Source organism: Acidimicrobiales bacterium (assembly GCA_040219085.1).
Taxonomy (GTDB): domain Bacteria; phylum Actinomycetota; class Acidimicrobiia; order Acidimicrobiales; family JAVJTC01; genus JAVJTC01.
This window is the reverse complement of sequence record JAVJTC010000024.1, coordinates 19,277-38,095: the sequence shown is the minus strand read 5'-3', so window position 1 is coordinate 38,095 and position 18,819 is coordinate 19,277. Positions and strand designations below refer to the sequence as shown.

The window sequence follows — 18,819 nt, the reverse complement described above, 5'->3', positions numbered from 1 at the left end:
TCAGGCGTTCTCCGCCACGGCGGCGAGCCGGCGAGCGAGTCGTCCGAAGATGACGGCGTGGAACGGCAGCATCGCCCACCAGTAGAGGCGCCCCGCGATGCCCCGGGGATGGAAACGGGCGTGTTGACGCAGAACCGACCCACCACCGTCGGTCGGTTCGATCGTCCACTCGAGCCAGGCGTCGCCCGGCACGAGCATCTCGGCGCGGAGTCGCAGCAGGCGGGGCGGGTCGTTGTCCTCGACGCGGAAGAAGTCGAGCGCGTCGCCGACCCGCAGGTCGTCGGGGTGGCGGCGGCCCCGCCGCATCCCGACGCCGCCGATGACCTTGTCGAGCCAACCCCGCAACGTCCACAGGGAGTTGGCGACGTACCAGCCACGGTCGCCTCCGATACCCGAGACCGCGGCGAACAGCGCCTCGGGGTCCGCGGCGGAGTGGACCTCCTGGCGGTTCTCGAGCATCGTCCCGCCCGCCCAGTCCGGGTCGTGCGGAGACGGCGACGCCGGGCTCGTCGACGTCGCGGCGCTGTCCATCCATGAGGTCGACACCTTGAGGTCCTTCACCTGACGCAGTGCGCGCCGCACGGCCTCGTCGAGGCCGATCGGCTCATGGGGGATCCAGAGCCGGATGTCGCGTTCGGGGTGCACGACCACGTCGTTGATGAGGCTCTCCACGAGCGGTCGGGCGAGGGCGTAGGGAAGAGGTGTCACGAGGTTGACCCAGTGCGACGACAGGCGGGGCGTCAGGACGGGGATCCTGATGATGATCCGCCTGCGCAGCCCGGCCACCTCGGCGTAGCGGTCCATCATGTCCCGGTAGGTCAGGACGTCCGGTCCGCCGATGTCGAGCACCCGGCCCGCCGTGTCGGCATGCTCCAGGACCGACACGAGGTAGAAGAGCACGTCCGCGATGCCGATCGGTTGACACCGGGTCCGCGTCACCCACCGGGGGCAGACCATGATCGGTAGCACCTCGTCGAGGTGGCGCAGCATCTCGAACGACGCGCTCCCGGATCCGATGATCACCGCCGCCCGCAGTTCGGTCACCGGGACCGGCCCGCTCGCGAGCACCTCGCCGACCTCGTGGCGGCTCGCAAGGTGCTGTGAGAGCTTCGTGGGGTCGTCCTCGCCGAGACCGCCCAGGTAGACGATGCGCTTCACGCCCGTGGAGGCCGCCGCGTCACGCAGGTTCTCGGCGCCCAGGCGGTCGGTCGTCTCGAAGTCCCCGGCGTGGCCCATGGCGTGGACGAGGTAGTAGACGGCATCGATGTCGACGAGGCCGGCCTCGAGTGACGCCCGGTCCAGGACGTCCGCGGTCACGACGTCGACGTCGTCGCGCCACGACACCGTGCCGAGACGTTGCGGGGTGCGGGCGAGACAGCGCACCTCGTGGCCGGCCGAGACGAGTCCGGGGACGAGACGGCCGCCCACGTAGCCGGTGGCACCGAGAACGGCGACTCTCATGTGGCGCTCATGGTGGGGAGGTCACCCGCCGATCCGCTCGTTGTATGCCTCGATGGCCTCGGTGGCCTCTGACTGGGCCCGTGCGAGCGCCTCAGCCGGGTCGAGGCCCTCGACCAGGTCCTCGAGGGCCTGCTCGACAGCTTCACGGAAGCCGGGGTAGTCACCCATCACCGGAAACCCGAGGGCGTCGGGCCCCTGGGAGGCGAGTTGATCGAAGGCGACCCGGTAGCCGGGCCGCTCCGACCACAGGGCGGCGAGTTCCGGGTCGTCCTGGGCGGCGACCTGGGTCGGGATGTAGCCGGTGAGGTTGGACCACTCGACCTGCTGGTCCGGTTCGTTCAGCCATGTCATGAAGTCCCACACAGCGGCCCTCTCGGCCGGGTCGGTGTCCTCGACGAGATACAGCGACCCCCCGCCCGCCGTGATGCCACCGTTGGTCGGGCCCGGCAGAGGCGCCACACCGATCTCGATGTCGGGGAACGCACCGAGCTGGGTGTAGATCTGACCCAGCGAGGCGGAGGTGCCGATCGTCATCGCCGCGGTGCCGAAGGCCACGGCGAGGTACTTGTCGAGAGCATCGTCGGTGCTGCGACCCGTGTTGTCGAGCAGGCCCTCGCGGGTCAACGTCGCGTACAGGTCGAATATCTCCGCAGCGATCGGCGTGTCGAGGTTGGCCTGCGTCGCCCGTCCGTCGCGGCCGTTTCCGTTGTCGACCACCGGCGTGCCCGACTTGGCGATCCACTGTTCGATCAGCCACGAGTCGATGTCGAGGGCGATCGCCGTCTCGACGGCACCGCTGGCGACGAGGGTGCGCGCCGCGTCGAGGAACTCGGCGAAGGTCTCGGGGAAATCGTCGGGGTCCAGGCCCGCTGCGACGAAGTCGTTGCGGTCGTAGTACACGACCGGGTTCGAGAGTTGGAACGGCAGCGACCACAGGACGCCCTCGATGCGGAACTGGTCGACGAGGCCGGGAAGGAAGCCGCCGAGGTCGTACCCGGATGCGTCCACACAGTCCTGTACCGCGACGATGCTGCGGCTGTCGACCATGATCTGCGCGCTGACCTCGCTGAGTTGGATGACCTCCGGCTTGTCGCCACCGCCGCGCACCGTGCCGATGTACTTCTCGCGGTTCTCGTCGTAGGTGCCCTGGAAGGCGGTCTCGACGCGTACCCGGTCCTGGCTCGCGTTGTATGCCGCTGCCAGCGAGTTGATGGCTTCCTCGTTCGAGCCCGACATCGAATGCCACAGCGTGATCTCCACCGAGCCCTCGGCGTCGTCGAGCGCATCCACGGGGCACTCGGTTCCGGCGGTGTCGTCGCCACCGGAGGCGGACTGGGCGTCGTCGGAACCAGCGGGCCCGTCATCCGCGGAGGTCTCGCCGCCGGAGGCCGTGTCGTCGCCGCCGGAGGCGGACCCACCATCGTCGGCAGGTTCGTCAGAGTCACCGCCGCAGGCGGCAGCCATCAGCGAGACCGCGAGCAGGATTGTCAACAACCCACGCCATCTCATGGGTTCTTTCTAGTCCGTGATGGTCACGGTCCATCACGCGGGGCCCGGAGCTCAGCCCTTGATGGACCCTGCCGTCAGTCCCCGCACGAGCTGGCGCTCGAACACGACGAGCAGCAGGAAGATCGGCAGCGAGGCCATGACCGTCGCTCCCATGACGACGTTGAGTTGCGAGCCGGCGTCGCTCGACAGTGCCTTCAGCCCGATCTGGACGGTGCGGAAATCGTCGTCGTTCGTCACGAGCAGCGGCCACAGGTACTGGTTCCACGCGAGCAGGAACGAGAACACCGACAGGGCGGCGATCGAGGGGCGCGCCATCGGCACCGCGACCCGCCAAAGGAAGCTGAGGTGGCCGTGGCCGTCCATGCGGGCTGCGTCGCGCAGGTCGCCGGGGATTCCGAGGAACGCCTGGCGCAAGAGGAACGTGCCGACCGCGAAGGCGGCGAAGGGAACCACGAGAGCCTGGTAGCTGTCGATCCAGCCGAGGCGCTGGATCGTCTCGAAGTTGGCGACGATCGTCACCTCCACCGGCACCATCAGGGTTGCGAGGAACACCCACAGCACGACGCGTCGACCGGGGAACCGCAACAGTGCGAGCGCGTAGCCCGCCATCACCGAGGTCATGACCTGCGCCGCGGTGATCGCGGTGGCGACGATCACCGAGTTGACGAGGAAACGTCCGAGCCGTGCGCTGCGGAACCCGTCGGTGAAGCCGTCGCTGTCGAACCCGTCGGGCACGAGCACCCCGAGGTCGCCCAACGCACGCAGCGGCTTCGACGCCACCATCACCGCCGAGTAGATGGGGAACAGCACGATCACAGCGCACACGGTCAGCAGCGCGTAGCGGCTGATGAGGCCCCAGCGGACCGACCGACGGCGGGCCTCAGTCTCCATAGTGGACCCGCCTGTCGAGCCAGCCGAACTGCAGTCCACTCAAGACGGCCATGATCGCGAACAGGACGACCGCCTGTGCTGACGCTGCGCCCGGGTCGGTCGGGAGTGTCTTGAACAGCTCGTAGACCAGCACGTTCGTCGCCTCCTGGGGTCCTCCCTCGGTGAGAAGGTCGATCTGGCCGAACGACTGGATCGCACTGATGGTGAGGACGACCGTGAGGAACATCAGCTGGGGCCCCAGGAGCGGGACCGTGATCCGGGTGAACCGTGAGATCGGCCCGTGGCCGTCCACCTCGGCGGCCTCGTGCAACTCGTCGGGGATGGACTGGAGCCCCGCGATGCACACGACGAACGCGACCCCGAGGTTCTGCCACACCGTCGTCGCGGCCACGGCGAACAGGGCGGTGTCGGGGTCCCCGAGGAGGTCCACCCGGTCCCGGCCGATCGAGTCGAGGAACGTGTTCACGATCCCCGCCGACGGCTGGAGGAGCACGAGCCAGAGCAGTGATGCCACGGCGACGGAGGTTGCGACCGTCGAGGCGAACACCGTCCGGAAGAACCGCATCCCCTTGAGGGGCTGATGGGCGAGGACCGCGAGCGCGAGTCCGGCGACGATCGAGGTCGGCACCGTGAAGACGGTGAAGAGGCCGGTCACCCGGAGGCTGTTGAGGAACGTGTCGTCGCTGATCACGTCGACGTACTGGTCGAATCCCACCCAGCGCCGGCTGATCCCGAAGGGGTCCTGGAGGAAGAACCCGAGGTACACGGTCCGCACGAGCGGGTAGAAGACGAAGACGCCGAACACGACAACCGACGGCGTGAGCAGGGCCGTCGCCAGCAGGCCCTCACGGCGTCGCGACCACGGCCTCCGGGTCACGGGCCGGCCGCTTCGATCCGTGCGCCGGTCGACACGTCGAAGAGGTGCAGCGCCGAGCCGTCGACGTCGAGGTGTGTCGCGTCACCGGGAGCAGGGCAGATCGCGTGCCCGTCGAGGCGCACGACCACGGGGTCGCCCGAGGAGCTGGTGGCGAAGACGAGGCGTTCGTGGCCGAGGTCCTCGGTGCGGTCGACCGTTGCCGGGAGTCCCTCGGCACCGACGGCGATCTCGTCGGGACGGATCCCCACGTCCACCGACGTTCCCGTCGCGCGGGCGGGACGCACGCCGGTCACCTCCACGCCGGCGACGGAGACGCCCGCGTCGGTCACCTCGCCGCGCAGCACGTTCATCGACGGGGTACCGACGAAGCGGGCGACGAACACATTTGCCGGGCGCCGGTAGACGTCGCCGGGCGTGCCGACCTGTTGGAGGTGGCCGTCGCGCATGACCGCGATGCGGTCCGCCATCGTCATGGCCTCGACCTGATCGTGGGTGACGTACACGGTCGTGGTGCCCGTACGAACGTGCAGATCCACCAACTCCGCGCGCATGTCGGTGCGCAGACGGGCATCGAGGTTCGACAGGGGCTCGTCCATCAGAAAGGCCTGCGGGCGCCGGACGACGGCCCGCGCGAGGGCCACGCGTTGCCGCTGGCCGCCCGAGAGCTGGGCGGGCTTGCGCCCGAGGAGTCCGGTCAGCCCGAGCATGCGGGCCGCCTCTGCCACGCCCGCATCGCGGTCGGCCCGTGAGAGCTTGAGTGGCTTGAGGCCGAAGGCGATGTTCTTCGCCACCGTCATGTGGGGGTAGAGGGCGTAGCTCTGGAAGACCATCGCGAGGTTCCGGTCCTTCGCGGCGACGCCGACGACGGACCGCCCGTCGATCAGGACATCTCCCGTGTCGGGGTCGGTGAGCCCCGCCACCATCCGCAGGGCGGTCGACTTGCCGCACCCCGACGGGCCGAGGAGCACGACGAACTCACCGTCGGATATCTCCAGATCCAGGTCCACCACGGCCGCGACGTCGTCGAAGCGCTTCGAGACCCCGCGCAGCTCGACCGACGCCATGGCGCGAACTCGGAGCCTGAGCTACACGACCCGGTTCGGCCGGGCGAGGAGGCGCTCGACGCCGAATGTCACGCCCGCAAGCTCGTAGCTCGCTTCATGACCGATCTCGCCCTTCACGAACTCGAGGCCGGTCGCGACATCGGGGAACCAGATCTGGTCGACGGCCGCGCAGATCGGCGCCACACGCCCCTCGTGCGCGGCGGTGTCGACGACCAGTTGGTGGTGCCGCAGCGGTTCGGCGTCGGACACCACCGCGGCGTACCGACCGGTGAGGACCTCCTCGAGACCCTCCGGCGTCGAGTTCGGGTGCAGCGGCAGGAACGAGAGAAGCTTCACCGCGTCGTCGGGAACCTCGCTGTCGATGATCACCCGACGGTGGGTCAACAGCATCGTCCAGCGTGACTTGTCGATGAGGGAGAACTCGTCCGCCGTCACCGCGCTGCGGTAGTGCTCCGATGCGAAGGCGGCGTCCATCGACGCGATGTCGTCGAAGCTGAGCTCGGAGCACGCGTCGAAACCGGGATAGGGGAACAGGGGCAGACCGTCGACGAGAACCGAGTGGTTCTGGATGTAGCTGCGGAGGCCCACGAGCTGACCGGCGAGGCCGGCGTGTTCGTTGCGCCAGTGTTCCTGACACGTCTCGTAGGTGAGGCCTGCGGCCCGGGGCGCCATTCCGACACGGGTGATCATCGCCACAACCTACGCGCTCAGCTGCTGTGGCGCCTCCGGCGCTGTTCGGCCAGTCCCTGGCCACCGTCGCCGATGACCCCGTCGGCGAGCTCGTCCACCGCCGTCTCGTCGCTCAGCTCGACCCCGGCCTGGTACGCGGCCCGTCCGACCATGTGGGCGCCGATCGGTGCGGTGATGAACTGGATGATCGCGACGAGAGCGAGTTTCACCGCCGTCTCGGGGTCGTCCGCTCGCATGCCCGCGCCGATGATCACCATGACCAGACCGAGCGTGGCGGGCTTCGTCGCGGAGTGCATGCGCGCGAAGACGTCGCCGAATCGGTGCAGTCCGATCGCAGCCAGGACGCTGAGGGCCACGCCGGTGAGCACGAACACGGACGCCGTGATGTCGACAGCGCTCATGCCCCGCGGTCCTCGATGAAGCGGGCGGTGACGACGGTTGCGACGAACGCGAGGAGTGACGCCACGAGCAACAGGTCGGCGAAGATCCCGTCCCCGGTGCGGGTGATGTTCACCGCGACGCCCATGATGACGACGAGGACGAGCAGATCGAGCGCGACCACCCTGTCTGCCAGGTTCGACGGCCGTAGCAGCCTGAGCACACACAGGAGGGCCGATACGGCGAGCGCGGCGAAGGCGACAGCGGTGACGGTGTTCACGGTGACTCCTCAGCGAGTCGTGTGTCGACCCGAACCGGCACGGGGCAGCCGAAGGCGCCGCAGGCGAGGTCCACCATGGCGTAGACGGCCTCGCGGGCGCCCTCCACCGAGTCGAGGTGCAGGACGTGGACGTACATGACGGTCGGGTCCCGCACCACCTCGAGGGTGAGCGTTCCCGGTGTGAGCGAGACGGCGTTGGCGGCGGCGGTGACGACGACGTCGGGTAGGTCGCCCAGCGGGACCGCGACGATGGCCTCCCGTATCCGGTTCTTCGGCGTGACGACCTCCCACGCCACGACGAAGGTTGACTCGACGAGCTTCAGCAAGAAGACCAGACCGAAGCGCAGCGCGCCGAGCGGCCGGATCCGGACGCCGCTGGTTCCTGTCGGGCTGACCACGAGGACGGCGAGGGACACCGCGACGCCCGACGCGATGTTCGCCCACGTGAGGTCACCCCACAGCGCGACCCACAGCGCGATCACGCTGAGAGCCATACCTGGTCGGGACAGTCGCCGCTTCATCGCCCGAGCACCGCCTCGACGTACCTCGCCGGGTCGGCGACGTCGGCGGCGGCGTCCTCGACCAGGCCGTAGAACGGACCGGCGCCGATGGCGAGGGCGAGACCGATCGCGACGAACACACCGGTGGTGGCGAGCATGAGTCGGCCCGGCGTCAGCCGTTCCAGCCCCGTCGCCTCCCGTGGCGGGGCCCACACGACGCCGGCCACCGTCGGGACCTCTTCGGGATCCTCCTCGATCTGGGGCTCGCCCCAGAACACGCCGGCCCATATCTTCGTCATGGACATGAGCGTGAGCAGCCCGGCGAAGAGTGCCGCGGCGATGATCGCCCAGCTACCGGTCTCGGTCCCGGCCTGCACGAGTGCCAGCTTGCCGACGAACCCGGAGAACGGCGGGAGGCCGGCGAGGCTCAGGGCCGACAGGCCGAAGAACGCGGCCGTCACCGGCGCCCGGTGCAGGAGGCCGTGGATCCTCGGCAGTGAGCCGGTCCCGCACCGCAGCTCGATCAACCCGCCCACCAGGAACAGGGTCGTCTTGATGACGATGTTGTGCACGACGTAGTAGATGGCCGCGGCGATCCCGGCCACGGTGAAGAACCCCAGACCCATGATCATGTAGCCGATCTGGCTGATGATGTGGAACGACAGGATCCGCTTCACGTCGTCCTGGGCCAGCGCCCCGAGACCACCGACGATCATCGTGGCGCCCGCGCACACGAGCAGCAGTGTCGACGGTCCGTCGGGCTGGAACAGCAGCGTCTGGGTGCGGATTATCGCGTACACGCCCACCTTCGTGAGTAGCCCGGCGAAGATGGCTGTGACTGGCGCGGGCGCGGTCGGATACGAGTCCGGTAGCCAGAAGAACAGCGGGAAGATGGCGGCCTTGACGCCGAAGACGACGAGCAGGAGCAGGCCGAGCGCGTCGCGCACCGGTTCGGGGATGTCCTCGAGGCGGACCGCGAGGTCTGCCATGTTCACCGTGCCGGTCGCCGCGTAGACGAGACCCACAGACGCGACGAACAGTGTCGAGGCCACGAGGCTGATGACGACATAGGTCATGGCAGGCCGGATCTGCTCGCGCCGGCCGCCGAGTGTCAGAAGCACGAAGCTCGCGCTCAGCATGATCTCGAACGCGACGAAGAGATTGAACAGATCGCCTGTCAGCAGCGAGAGCGCGATCCCCGTCGACAGGATCAGGTAGACGGGGTGGAAGACGAATCCCTCGTCCCGGGTGCGTGGGTGTCCGATGGAGAACACGAGCACGCCGAGCACCATCGTCGTCGACGCGACGAGCATGATCGCCGCGAACCTGTCGGCGACGAGGGTGATCCCCACCGGAGCACCCCAGCCGCCGAGATCGACGACGATGAAGCCCTGCTCGGCCACCCTCACGAGCACCGCGATCGACGCTGCCAGCGACGCGCTGAGCACCACCACGCTCATGGCCCGCTGTAGCAGCGGTCGACGGAACAGCGCCAGGGACACGCCTGCAGCGAGTAGGGGGATGACGATGGGGATCGTGACGACGAAGTTCACGATCCGGCCCCTGGGCTTCCGCTGCTGTCCGCCGGGAGTTCCCCGCCGGTCGGCTTGTCTTCGACGACGTCGGCGTCGCCGGGGTGGCGGAACTCGTCGCTCTCGCGCCGACGGCGGGCGATGCGCCTGTCCTCGATGTCGTTCTCCACCTCGTCGTCGTGGGTCAGCGTCCAGCTCCGGTAGGCGAGCGTCAACAGGAACGCCCCCACGCCGAAGGTGATCACGATCGCGGTGAGTGCGAGTGCCTGGGGGAGCGGGTCGCTGAACCCCTCGCTCACCCCTTCGGCGGAGACGAACGGCGCCTGACCGGCCCTTCCGCCGGAGGCCAGCAGGAGGAGGTTCGCTCCGTGGCCGAGGATGGCGATTCCGATCACGACCCGTGTGAGAGCACGCTGGAGGATCAGGTAGGTGCCCGCGGCGAACAGGACGCCCGAGGTGATGGCGAGCAGGACGATCATCGCCGCTCTTCCTCGCCGAGGAAACGCTGCGCGGTGAGCACCAGGCCGACCACTACGAGGTAGACGCCGATGTCGAAGGGAAGCGCCGACGTGGCCTTCACGACGCCGAGGACGGGGAGGTCCTCTTCGAACTTGCCGGCGTCGAGCAGTTCGTCCCCGCTCCAGAACCCCGCCAGAGCGGTGGCGGTGGCGATGACGAGACCCGTGCCCAGTACCACCGGCGCCGGTATCGGCACGACCCGGTCCAGGTCACCGGCGGGGCGCATGACGAGGGCGGCCCCGGCGACCAGGCCGGCCACGAAACCCCCGCCGGGGGCGTTGTGGCCCGCGAAGAGCAGGAACAGTGAGACCACGACAGCCAACGGGAAGACCGCCTGGATCGAGGTCCGCAGGATGAGCGAGTCGCGCCACCGGTTCATCGCGCGGGCTCCCGGTCGGCCGCGCGGTCCCGTCGGACAGCGAGTACGAGACTCGCGATTCCGATGGCGGTGACGACCAGAACGGTGATCTCGCCCAGCGTGTCGAGCGCACGGATGTCGGTGAGGATCACGTTGACGACGTTGCGTCCCCCACCGTCGGGGAGGGCTCGGGCGAGCTGTTCGTCCGACACCGGGTCGGCGGTGCGGGATCCGGCGGCGATGAGCACGAAGAAGGTGACGAACACGCCGACGGAGACGGCGACGAGGGCCCGCACGATCGGCTGGAACGTGAACGGTGACGACTTGAACCGTTCGGGAAGGTGCCGCAGGACCAGGACGAAGAGAACGACCGAGAGGGTCTCGACGAGGAACTGGGTCAGAGCCAGGTCCGGCGCCCCCTGCACGAGGAACAGCACCGCCACGGCGAACCCGACGGCGCCCAGCGCCATGACGGCCACGAAGCGCCGGGTGGCGATCGCCGTCCCCAGCGCTGCGGCCATCGCCACGGCCGCGGCCACGACCTGGACGCCGTTCTCCGCGAACGTCAGATCGTCGGGGAACGGCGCGTCGATCAGGGCCGATGTGGGGGCGATGACCGCCGTCATCAAGATGATGCTCAGGTAGACGGGCAGAGCGCCCGACTGGCTGATCGCCGCCGTCCGGTTCGCCAGCCGCGACACGCCGTTCATCATCATCTCGAACACACGACCGGCGTCGAGGGGGAAGCGCACGTGGCTGGCCCGAGCCTCCACGGCACGCCACACGAACCAGACGACCACGCCGCTGGTGATCGCGGCGACGGACAGCCACAGCGCCGGTTTGAATCCGGTCCACAGTGCGAGGTGCTTTTCGACCTCGGGACCGACAGAGGCCGTCGCCTCGAGGACCAGGCTCTCCAGCTGCAGGGGGACCAGGCCGAATGCGAGTCCCGCCGCGGCCGGGATGACGGCGGCGGTGACGAGAAGAGGGTGGGGCCGTGTCGCCGTGTCGACGGGTTCACCGTCGAGTTCGTCGGGTCGTTTCGTCGCGAACGCGCCGTAGACGAAACGGGTGCCGTATGCGAGTGTCAGCGCGGACCCCACGACGATCGCGATGGCGGTCAGTTCCGCCTGGCCGGGCAGGTAGGTCCAGGTGGCGTCGAGCGCGACCTCCTTGGACACGAATCCGAACAGCGGAGGGATGCCGGCCATGGACACGGCCGCCGCGGTGCCGGCGATGGCCGTGACGGGGAGCAGGCGGCCCATCCCCGTGAGGCGTCGGATATCGCGCGAGTGGGCCTGGTGGTCGACGATCCCCGCGACGAGGAACAGCGACGACTTGAACATCCCGTGGGCCAGCAGCAGTGCGGTGCCCGCGAAGGTCAGCTCGGGGACGCCCGCTCCGAGCAGCAGCACCATGAAGCCGAGCTGGCTGATGGTGCCGTAGGCGAGGAGCCGCTTGAGGTCGGTCTGTCGCAGCGCGATCGCCCCGCCGACGATCATGGTGACGGCGCCGAGGGCGACGGCGGTCGGGCGCCAGCCGGCGTAGGTGGCTGCGAACGCCGGTGCGACCCGACCGATCAGGTACACGCCCGCCTTCACCATCGTCGCCGAGTGGAGGTACGCGCTGACCGGGGTCGGCGCCGCCATCGCGCCGGGCAGCCACGCGTGGAACGGCAACTGAGCGGACTTGGTCGCCGCGCCGATGAGGACGAGGAACGCCGCGGTCGTCGCGGCGGCGCCGGTCGGCGGGTTCTCGAGGATCGCGGAGATCGAGTAGTCACCTGCGCCCTGACCCAGGATCACGAGGCCGGCGAGAAGGGCGAGTGCGCCGCTGCTGGTGATCACCAGCGCCTGACGAGCGGCTGCCCGGGCCTCCGCCTTTGCATCGTCGGTACCGACGAGCAGATACGACGTGATCGAGGTCAACTCCCAGAACACGAACAGGCCGAGCACGCCGTCGGCCAGGACGAGCCCGAGCATCGCTCCCGCGAAGGTCGTGAGGGTTCCCCCGAGGCGGGTCAACCCCGCCCGCTCCCCGAAGTAGCGCGACGCGTAGACGAACACGAGGACGCCGACCCCCGATACGAGGCTCGCCATCACCCAGGCGTACGCGTCGAGGCGCAGGCTGAGGTCCAGGCCCAGCGGCTCGACCCAGGTGATCTCGTCCCGCACGACGCCGCCGTCGAGGACCGTCGACAGTTTCGTGAGGAGCCAGATGAAGGTGGCGCCGGTCGGGAGCGCGCCGATGAGCATCGCCCGGGGTCCGAGGCGACGCGCGAAGCCGAAGCCGAGTGCGGCGACGACATGGGCGAGGATCAGCGCAGCCAGTTGAGGACTCCGTGGACGGGGTCGGTCGGGCGGGTGCCGACCAGGCTTCCCGGCGTTCCGAGTCCGAAGGCTACCGAGCGAGGGGGGCGCTCCGGACCAATCCGGGTCAGTACTTCGAGGACGACCTGCCTCCTGAGGTCTTCGGTTTGGGTGTTTCGGACCAGCGTCGTGTGGGCATGCCTGTAGACGTAAGTCCGCTGAACACTCCCAGGAGTGACCACACCTTGTTCATGAGAACAGACCCCTTCGAAGAGCTCGACCGCCTCACCCGTCGTGACCGCCGAATGCTCGCCATGGACGCCGTGCGTTCCGACGAGGAGGTTCTCGTGTACGTCGACGTCCCGGGTGTCACCCGTGAGGACATCGAGTTGACCGTCGAACGCAACCAGATCGACCTGAGCGTCCGTCGTAGCTGGCCCAAGACGAACGACGAACGGGTGCTCGCCTCCGAGCGGAGCCAGGGCGTCTTCTCGCGTCAGTTCGTCGTGGGTGACAACCTGGCGACCGACCAGTTGAAGGCGAAGCTCGAGAACGGTGTTCTCACGTTGGCCATTCCGGTGGCCGACGAGGCCAAGCCGAAGGCGATCACCATTTCCGAGAGTTCCGGCGCCCAGCCGGTCGAGGCAGCCAGCTGACCGCGTCGGCGGCCTGCCCGCCGAACTCTGTCGAACGTCGCCACGACCCTCCTCACGGGGGGTCGTGGCGCGTCGCGCGCGTCATGACGAGTGGTCGGCGTTCATCTGCTGGAGTTGCGCGTCGATCTCCGCGCCGAACAGGACCGAGAAAGCGGAGAGGTACAACCACCCGAGCAGGGCTGCCACTGTGCCGAGCGAGCCGAAGACGGATTCCGCGCTGCCAAGTTCGGCGGCGAGCTGCGCGAGCGCGAACGTCCCGCCGATCCACACGGCGGTCGCCACGGCCGATCCCGGCGTCGCGATCCCACGGAGGCCGGCGGGGGCCCTCCCGAGGACGAGCCGGTAGAGAAGGGACTGCCCCACGACGGATGCGGCGACGGCGAGTGGCCAGCGGACGATCGCGATGACGATCCTGACCTGGTCGCCCAGTCCCCACGTCGATGCGGCACGCGGTGTGATCGCCACCAACCAAAGGATCGCCGCGGCGCTCAGGATCGACAGCAGGCTCACCTCGATCGCGAAGATCCGACCCTGAATCCAGTTGTGGGGACTCGGCGCCTCATGCGCTATTCGGATCGACATGACGAGGGCGTTCATCGCGTTCGACATCGCCCAGATCACGGCGAGTGCACTCACGAGCAACCCCAGCGTGATGCGACCGTTGGTCAGCGACGTGGCGTTCGTCAGCTGGCGGATGACGAGGTCGGCGACCTCCTGGGGGAGGGCGTCGGTCAGTGGCGCGAGCTGGTCCTCGACCTGTGCGGGGCTCGAGAAGAAGCTGTACACGGTCACCAGCGCGATGACCCCGGGCACCAGCGCGAGCATGGAGTAGAACGCGACTCCGGCCGAGACGAGCATCGTGTAGTGGGCGGTGATCGCCCGGACGAGCCGGATCGCGAGTTCGCGGGCTCGGGCCTTCACGGTCAGGTCACGGCACCGATGAATGTCTCGAGTGCCCCGATGTGCGCAGCGGGGGTGGCGAGCTCCACCGCCGGATAACCCGCCCACTCGGCCGTCGAGCTCATCGCGTTGACGGTGACGTGGCCGCAACCGGCCGCGGCCACCTTCGAGATGACGTCTTCCCACCGGTCCGGGCCGAGCCCGTAGGGAAGGGTCACCTCCTTGTCGAAGGCGCCGGGGTCGCGCCCCTCGTTGCTCAGCGCCCGGTCGAGATCGGCGATCTGATCGGCGAGGCGGCGGGTTGCGCCGCCGAACACGAACCCGTCACCGAGGCGGGCGGCGCGCCGCATGGCGGGCAGGGTTCCACCGCCGAACCACAGCGGGATCCGTCGGTTCGGCCGGGGGGCGATCCCGGCGCGGTCGACCCGGTGGAACTCGCCGTCGAAGTCGACGACGTCGTTCTCCCACAACGCCCGCATCAGGTGGACCTGTTCGTCGAAGCGTCTTCCACGGGTGGCCCAGTCGACGCCCAGCGCCTCGTATTCGACGGGGTTCCAGCCACTACCCACCCCGAGTCGCAGGCGGCCGCCGGAGAGGATGTCCACTTCGGCCGCCTGTTTCGCGACGAGGGCCGCCTGGCGCTGGGGGAGGATGACGATCGAGGTCTCCAGCACGATGTCGCGGGTGGTCGCCGCGAGGAAGCCGAACAACACGAACGGCTCGTGGAACGGGTGTTCCTCGGAGTACGGGCCCCACAGCTTCGGCTCGCGGCCCTCGTGGACGGCCCCGAGGACGTGGTCGTAGGTGGCGATGTGGGAGTAGCCGAGCGCCTCGGCCGCCTGGGCCCAGTCTCGTATCGCCACCGGGTCGTCGCCGATCTCGTTGGTCGGAAAGACGGCTCCGAACCTCATCGATCAGTCGACTCCTACTCGCAGGTCTGGTCCGTGCCACGGACTCCGGGGGACGCCTTCGACGCTACAGGCCCGACGGGCCACGCTCGGGTCCGGTCGCCGCGTGGCGGGCGGCGATGGCACCGAAGGTGACCGCTGGGCCGATGGTGCCGCCGGGTCCCCAGTAGGTCGTGGCGGCTGGCGAGGCGACGCAGTTTCCGGCGCCGTACAGGCCGGGGATGGGTTCGCCGGCGGAGTCGAGCACCCGGGCCTGCTCGTCGGTGACCGGCCCGCCCTTCGTGTCGAGCGCACCGGGCCCCAGGATCACGCAGTAGTAGGGGCCATCGTCGGCGAGCGGTGCCATCGTCCCGTTCGCCAGCCCCGGACGCGGGTCGAGTCCCCACACCTTCTCGATGGGTGTCTCCCCCCGGTGGAAATCCGGGTCCACCCCCGCCGTGGCGTGGTCGTTGAAGCGCTCGACGGTGTCCAGCAGTGTGGGCAGGAAGTCGTCGTCGAGGCTGAGCCCACCGGTGTGTGGCGTCAGGGTCTCGAGGCGGTCGGCCAGCGCCACCGCGAGGTCCTCCATCGTCGCGGCGCGGATGACGTAGTACCGCTCCTTGTGGTCGAGCGGCACGGGCCAGCGGAACATGTCCTTGTGGGGGTTCTGGACGAGTGCCTCGTCGAAGATCATGAAGAGCAACAGGTTGGGGTACTCGCCGCGGTGGGGGTCCCAGGCGTGATGGGCCTGACCGCGCTCGTTGTAGGGCGCCTTCTCGTTGACGGCGCGCCGGCCGTAGCGGTTGACCATCAGCATCGAGTCCCCGAACGGCGAGTAAACGTCGCCGATCGTGGCGCGGTTGCGCAGCGCCATCTCGACGACGACCTGGTCCCACCACGCGTGGGCCATGTTGCCGAGACGGGCACCCACCTCGTTGCCGATCCGCACGAAGTCCCCGGTGGCGTAGGGCGACGCAGCTCCGCCGAACACCGGTCCCTTCAGGTAGTCGAGTACCAGTCCCTCGTCGTGGAGGAATCCGCCGGACGCGAAGATCACACCGCGGCGGGCGCCGATGAGCTCGGTGCGCCGGCCGACGCGGACCTCGACGCCGATGACCGCTCCGTCGCCGCCTCGCACGAGGTGAACGACCTGACGATCCACCAGCAGTTCGGCACCGTGCGCGGCGGCGAAGGCCATCAGATCGTCGACGAACGTCTGACCACCGGACGGGTCGCGCCCGGGAACGTGGTCGTCGGGCAGCACCGGCTGGATGGTCCGGCCGATTCCGATCGTGTCCTCGGGGAGATGGGAGTAGTAGCTCGGGTAGGCGACGGGTTCGATGTCGATCGCGCCCTGTTCCACGTAGAAGTCGATGGTCGGTGCCGCGGCGTCGTAGAAGGCCGCGAGCATGCGATGGCGGTCGGGTGGGATACCGAGGGTCTCGTCGTCGGGGTCATAGAGCGCGGGGTAGGCCGTGCGCGCCATATAGCGCAGCGCGCCCGCTCGGTCGTCGACGCGGCCGGACTCGCGGATGAAACGGTTGTTCGGGATCCACAGCTGACAGCGCGACGCGGAGGTCGTGCCCCCGGACTGCGGGGCCTTCTCCAGAACGAGCACGGAAGCACCCTGTGAGGCCGCCGTCGCGGCCGCGGACGCACCGGCCGCGCCGCAACCGACGACGACGACATCGCTGACGCGGTCCCACTCCTCACCCCAGCTGTTCTGCGCGGTCTGCGACGGGTCTGTCATCCCGTTCTTGTACCACCGTCCCCGGGTTCGGCGCGTCTTCTACGATCGTCGTGGTGACGCGGATCCGCTTGCGTCACCAGGGGGTTCTGCGATGACCGAGGCCGACGTCAGACCGCTCGCCGGGCGGGTCGCGATCGTCACCGGTGCCGCCGGCGGGATGGGCGCGGCGATCTGCCGGTGCCTCGCCGAGGCCGGTGCCGCGGTCGTGCTCGCGGACATCAACGTCGCCGCCGGCGAGAAGGTCGCCTTCGCGATCCGCGCCGCGGGAGGCACCGTCGACTTCGTCGAGACCGACGTGTCGGCCGCGGCCGACTGCGAGGCGCTGGTCTCCCACACCGTCGACCGTTTCGGCCGCCTGGACTGCGCGGTCAACGGCGCGGCGCTCGAGTTCGAGACGGCGCCCCTCGCCGACATGGCAGACGAGGACTTCGACCGGATGATCGCCGTGAACCTGCGCTCGGTGTTCCTGTGCATGAAGCACGAGATCCGGGCCATGCTCGCCGGTGACGGCGGTTCCATCGTCAACATCGCGTCGACCAATTCCTTCCGGGCGCAGGTGGAACAGCCCGCCTACACCGCCTCGAAACACGGGGTCCTGGGCCTCACCCGCAGCGCCGCTCGCGACTACACCGCGGCGGGGATCAGGGTGAACGCCGTCGCTCCCGGCGCGATCGACACGCCGATGCTGCGGGGCGCCATCGAACGACGCGGCCTCGATGCTGACCGGACAGCACGCCAGCTGACTCTCGCGGGTCGGTTCGGTTCCCCCGACGACATCGCGCGGGCTGTGCTGTGGCTGTGCTCGGACGCCTCTTCGTTCACCACCGGGCAGACGATCGTCGTCGACGGCGGCCTCCTCACGAAGTGAGTCCGGCCGAGTCCTGAACTACGGTGCGGTCTGACGGCAGCACAGTAACCAGGCAGTAATCAGGGGGATCACGCGAATGACCGACACCGGCGAGAAGATCAGCTTCTTCGATCCCGAGACGCGCGACTGCCCGTGGCACGCGTACAAGCGGCTGCGGGACGACCAGCCCATCTGGCAGGACCCGAAGACGGGCATGTTCTTCATGACCCGCTACGAGGACATCAAGGCCGCCCTCGCCAACATCGAGGTCTTCACCAACGCCGTCGGATCGGCTGCCGGTCTCACCGAGAAGGCGATGAAGCCGACCGACCCCGAGGAGCTCGCCGCCTTCGAACAGATGCAGCGGGAGGAGAAGCAGCTCCAGGCCATGTACGAGGAGCACGGTTGGCTTCCCGCCCCCACCCTCGACGCACTCGACGAGCCCAAGCACAACGAGCTGCGTCGGATGTTCGACCACGCGTTCCGCCCGGGCCGCATCAAAGAGCTCGACCCGTTCGTCGAGGAGCTGACGAGGGACCTCTTCGCGGCCTTCGCCGACAAGGGCCGGTGCGAGTTCGTCTCCGAGTACGCGATCCCGCTTCCGCTCTACACGATCGGCAAGCAGATGGGCGTCCCGTCAGAGGACATGCCGATGATCAAGGCGTGGACCGACGCATGGGTGCAGCGCATGGGTCTCGATCAGACCTTCGAGGAGCGCAAGTGGTCCGCCGAGCGTGAGATCGAGGCACAGCAGTACTTCCAGGCGATCTTCGAGCGCCTCCGTGAGAAGCCCGAGGACACCGTCCTGTCGGATCTGGTGAACCGTGTCATCCCCGAGTGGGATCGCCCGCTCAACGACAACGAACTCCACGCCGAGATGATGGCCGACCTCTTCGTCGGCGGCTCGGAGACCACGACCAACGCACTGTCCGGCGGCGTGCGTCTGCTCATCGAGAACCCCGACGTGTGGGACAAGCTCAGCTCGGACCCCGACAAGTACATCCCCGTGTTCATGGAGGAAGTCGTCCGCCTCGAGGGACCGGTGCAGGGTCTGCTGCGCGAGCTCTCCGAGGAGGTCACCATGCACGGCGTGACGATGCCGGCCGGGTCGATCGTCAACATGCGCTTCGGCGCCGCCAACCGGGACGAGCGCCACTTCGGTGACGACGTCGACGAGGTCAATCTGGAACGTCCGAAGCCGAAGGGCCACCTCGCGTTCGGCTTCGGCAACCACTTCTGCCTCGGGGCGCCGCTGGCCCGCAGGGAGATGTACTGGGGCTTCAAGGTGATCACCGACAACGTCGAGGAGATGTGGTTCATCGAGGGCGAGAACGACTTCGCCATCGCGAAGAACTATTTCCTGCGCGGCCTCGAGAAGCTGAACATCGGCTTCACGCTCAAGGGCTGAGGG

The 18,819-nt window shown here is 68.7% G+C and carries 19 protein-coding genes; 3 read left to right on the top strand and 16 right to left on the bottom strand.

The window, feature by feature from the left end; all coding sequences use genetic code 11:
* The 13 genes from RIE08_10045 to RIE08_09985 are packed head-to-tail and all read right to left on the bottom strand — an operon-like array spanning nt 1 to nt 12,314.
* The gene (locus RIE08_10045) at nt 1-1,461 is read right to left on the bottom strand and encodes an SDR family oxidoreductase (protein ID MEQ8717939.1); all 1,461 of its coding nucleotides are present in this window, start codon (nt 1,459-1,461) and stop codon (nt 1-3) included.
* Between the two features lie 21 nt (nt 1,462-1,482).
* Nucleotides 1,483-2,970, bottom strand: a complete 1,488-nt coding sequence (locus RIE08_10040) for an ABC transporter substrate-binding protein (GenBank protein ID MEQ8717938.1) — start codon at nt 2,968-2,970, stop codon at nt 1,483-1,485.
* 51 nt (nt 2,971-3,021) lie between these two features.
* Complete coding sequence (locus RIE08_10035; protein MEQ8717937.1) at nt 3,022-3,861, bottom strand: carbohydrate ABC transporter permease; 840 nt, start codon at nt 3,859-3,861, stop codon at nt 3,022-3,024.
* Entirely contained in the window at nt 3,851-4,738 is an 888-nt protein-coding gene (locus RIE08_10030; GenBank protein ID MEQ8717936.1) for a sugar ABC transporter permease, read from the bottom strand. The genes RIE08_10035 and RIE08_10030 overlap by 11 nt, the downstream gene beginning before the upstream one ends.
* Nucleotides 4,735-5,802: an ABC transporter ATP-binding protein gene (locus tag RIE08_10025; protein MEQ8717935.1), complete on the bottom strand. Its 1,068-nt coding sequence runs from the start codon at nt 5,800-5,802 to the stop codon at nt 4,735-4,737. The genes RIE08_10030 and RIE08_10025 overlap by 4 nt, the downstream gene beginning before the upstream one ends.
* 21 nt (nt 5,803-5,823) lie before the next feature.
* Nucleotides 5,824-6,492 carry an EthD domain-containing protein gene (locus RIE08_10020; GenBank protein MEQ8717934.1) on the bottom strand — a complete coding sequence of 223 codons (669 nt, stop codon included), beginning with the start codon at nt 6,490-6,492 and terminating at the stop codon, nt 5,824-5,826.
* 17 nt (nt 6,493-6,509) lie between these two features.
* The gene (mnhG, locus tag RIE08_10015) at nt 6,510-6,893 is read right to left on the bottom strand and encodes a monovalent cation/H(+) antiporter subunit G (protein MEQ8717933.1); all 384 of its coding nucleotides are present in this window, start codon (nt 6,891-6,893) and stop codon (nt 6,510-6,512) included.
* Nucleotides 6,890-7,150: a monovalent cation/H+ antiporter complex subunit F gene (locus tag RIE08_10010; GenBank protein ID MEQ8717932.1), complete on the bottom strand. Its 261-nt coding sequence runs from the start codon at nt 7,148-7,150 to the stop codon at nt 6,890-6,892. The genes mnhG and RIE08_10010 overlap by 4 nt, the downstream gene beginning before the upstream one ends.
* Entirely contained in the window at nt 7,147-7,644 is a 498-nt protein-coding gene (locus RIE08_10005) for a Na+/H+ antiporter subunit E (GenBank protein ID MEQ8717931.1), read from the bottom strand. The genes RIE08_10010 and RIE08_10005 overlap by 4 nt, the downstream gene beginning before the upstream one ends.
* A 23-nt stretch (nt 7,645-7,667) precedes the next feature.
* Entirely contained in the window at nt 7,668-9,203 is a 1,536-nt protein-coding gene (locus RIE08_10000) for a Na+/H+ antiporter subunit D (protein ID MEQ8717930.1), read from the bottom strand.
* Nucleotides 9,200-9,661 carry a Na(+)/H(+) antiporter subunit C gene (locus tag RIE08_09995; GenBank protein ID MEQ8717929.1) on the bottom strand — a complete coding sequence of 154 codons (462 nt, stop codon included), beginning with the start codon at nt 9,659-9,661 and terminating at the stop codon, nt 9,200-9,202. The genes RIE08_10000 and RIE08_09995 overlap by 4 nt, the downstream gene beginning before the upstream one ends.
* Nucleotides 9,658-10,080, bottom strand: a complete 423-nt coding sequence (locus RIE08_09990; GenBank protein ID MEQ8717928.1) for an MnhB domain-containing protein — start codon at nt 10,078-10,080, stop codon at nt 9,658-9,660. The genes RIE08_09995 and RIE08_09990 overlap by 4 nt, the downstream gene beginning before the upstream one ends.
* Entirely contained in the window at nt 10,077-12,314 is a 2,238-nt protein-coding gene (locus RIE08_09985; GenBank protein ID MEQ8717927.1) for a proton-conducting transporter membrane subunit, read from the bottom strand. The genes RIE08_09990 and RIE08_09985 overlap by 4 nt, the downstream gene beginning before the upstream one ends.
* Nucleotides 12,315-12,619: 305 nt before the next feature.
* On the opposite strand from RIE08_09985, the gene RIE08_09980 reads away from it, so the two are divergent.
* On the top strand, nt 12,620-13,024 hold the full coding sequence (locus tag RIE08_09980; protein ID MEQ8717926.1) for an Hsp20/alpha crystallin family protein: 405 nt from the start codon (nt 12,620-12,622) through the stop codon (nt 13,022-13,024).
* 81 nt (nt 13,025-13,105) lie between these two features.
* Here the strand turns inward: RIE08_09980 and RIE08_09975 are convergent, their stop codons facing one another.
* The 3 genes from RIE08_09975 to RIE08_09965 all read right to left on the bottom strand — a co-directional run bounded on the left by RIE08_09975 (nt 13,106) and on the right by RIE08_09965 (nt 16,561).
* Entirely contained in the window at nt 13,106-13,945 is an 840-nt protein-coding gene (locus tag RIE08_09975; GenBank protein MEQ8717925.1) for a YihY/virulence factor BrkB family protein, read from the bottom strand.
* Between the two features lie 2 nt (nt 13,946-13,947).
* A complete protein-coding gene (locus RIE08_09970; protein MEQ8717924.1) occupies nt 13,948-14,835 on the bottom strand; it encodes an LLM class F420-dependent oxidoreductase in 888 nt (295 codons plus the stop codon).
* Between the two features lie 64 nt (nt 14,836-14,899).
* A complete protein-coding gene (locus RIE08_09965) occupies nt 14,900-16,561 on the bottom strand; it encodes an FAD-dependent oxidoreductase (GenBank protein MEQ8717923.1) in 1,662 nt (553 codons plus the stop codon).
* Between the two features lie 91 nt (nt 16,562-16,652).
* On the opposite strand from RIE08_09965, the gene RIE08_09960 reads away from it, so the two are divergent.
* Complete coding sequence (locus RIE08_09960; protein ID MEQ8717922.1) at nt 16,653-17,429, top strand: glucose 1-dehydrogenase; 777 nt, start codon at nt 16,653-16,655, stop codon at nt 17,427-17,429.
* 76 nt (nt 17,430-17,505) lie between these two features.
* Nucleotides 17,506-18,816, top strand: coding sequence for a cytochrome P450 (locus RIE08_09955; protein ID MEQ8717921.1), 1,311 nt, complete (start codon nt 17,506-17,508; stop codon nt 18,814-18,816).
* The last annotated feature ends 3 nt before the right edge of the window (nt 18,817-18,819 follow it).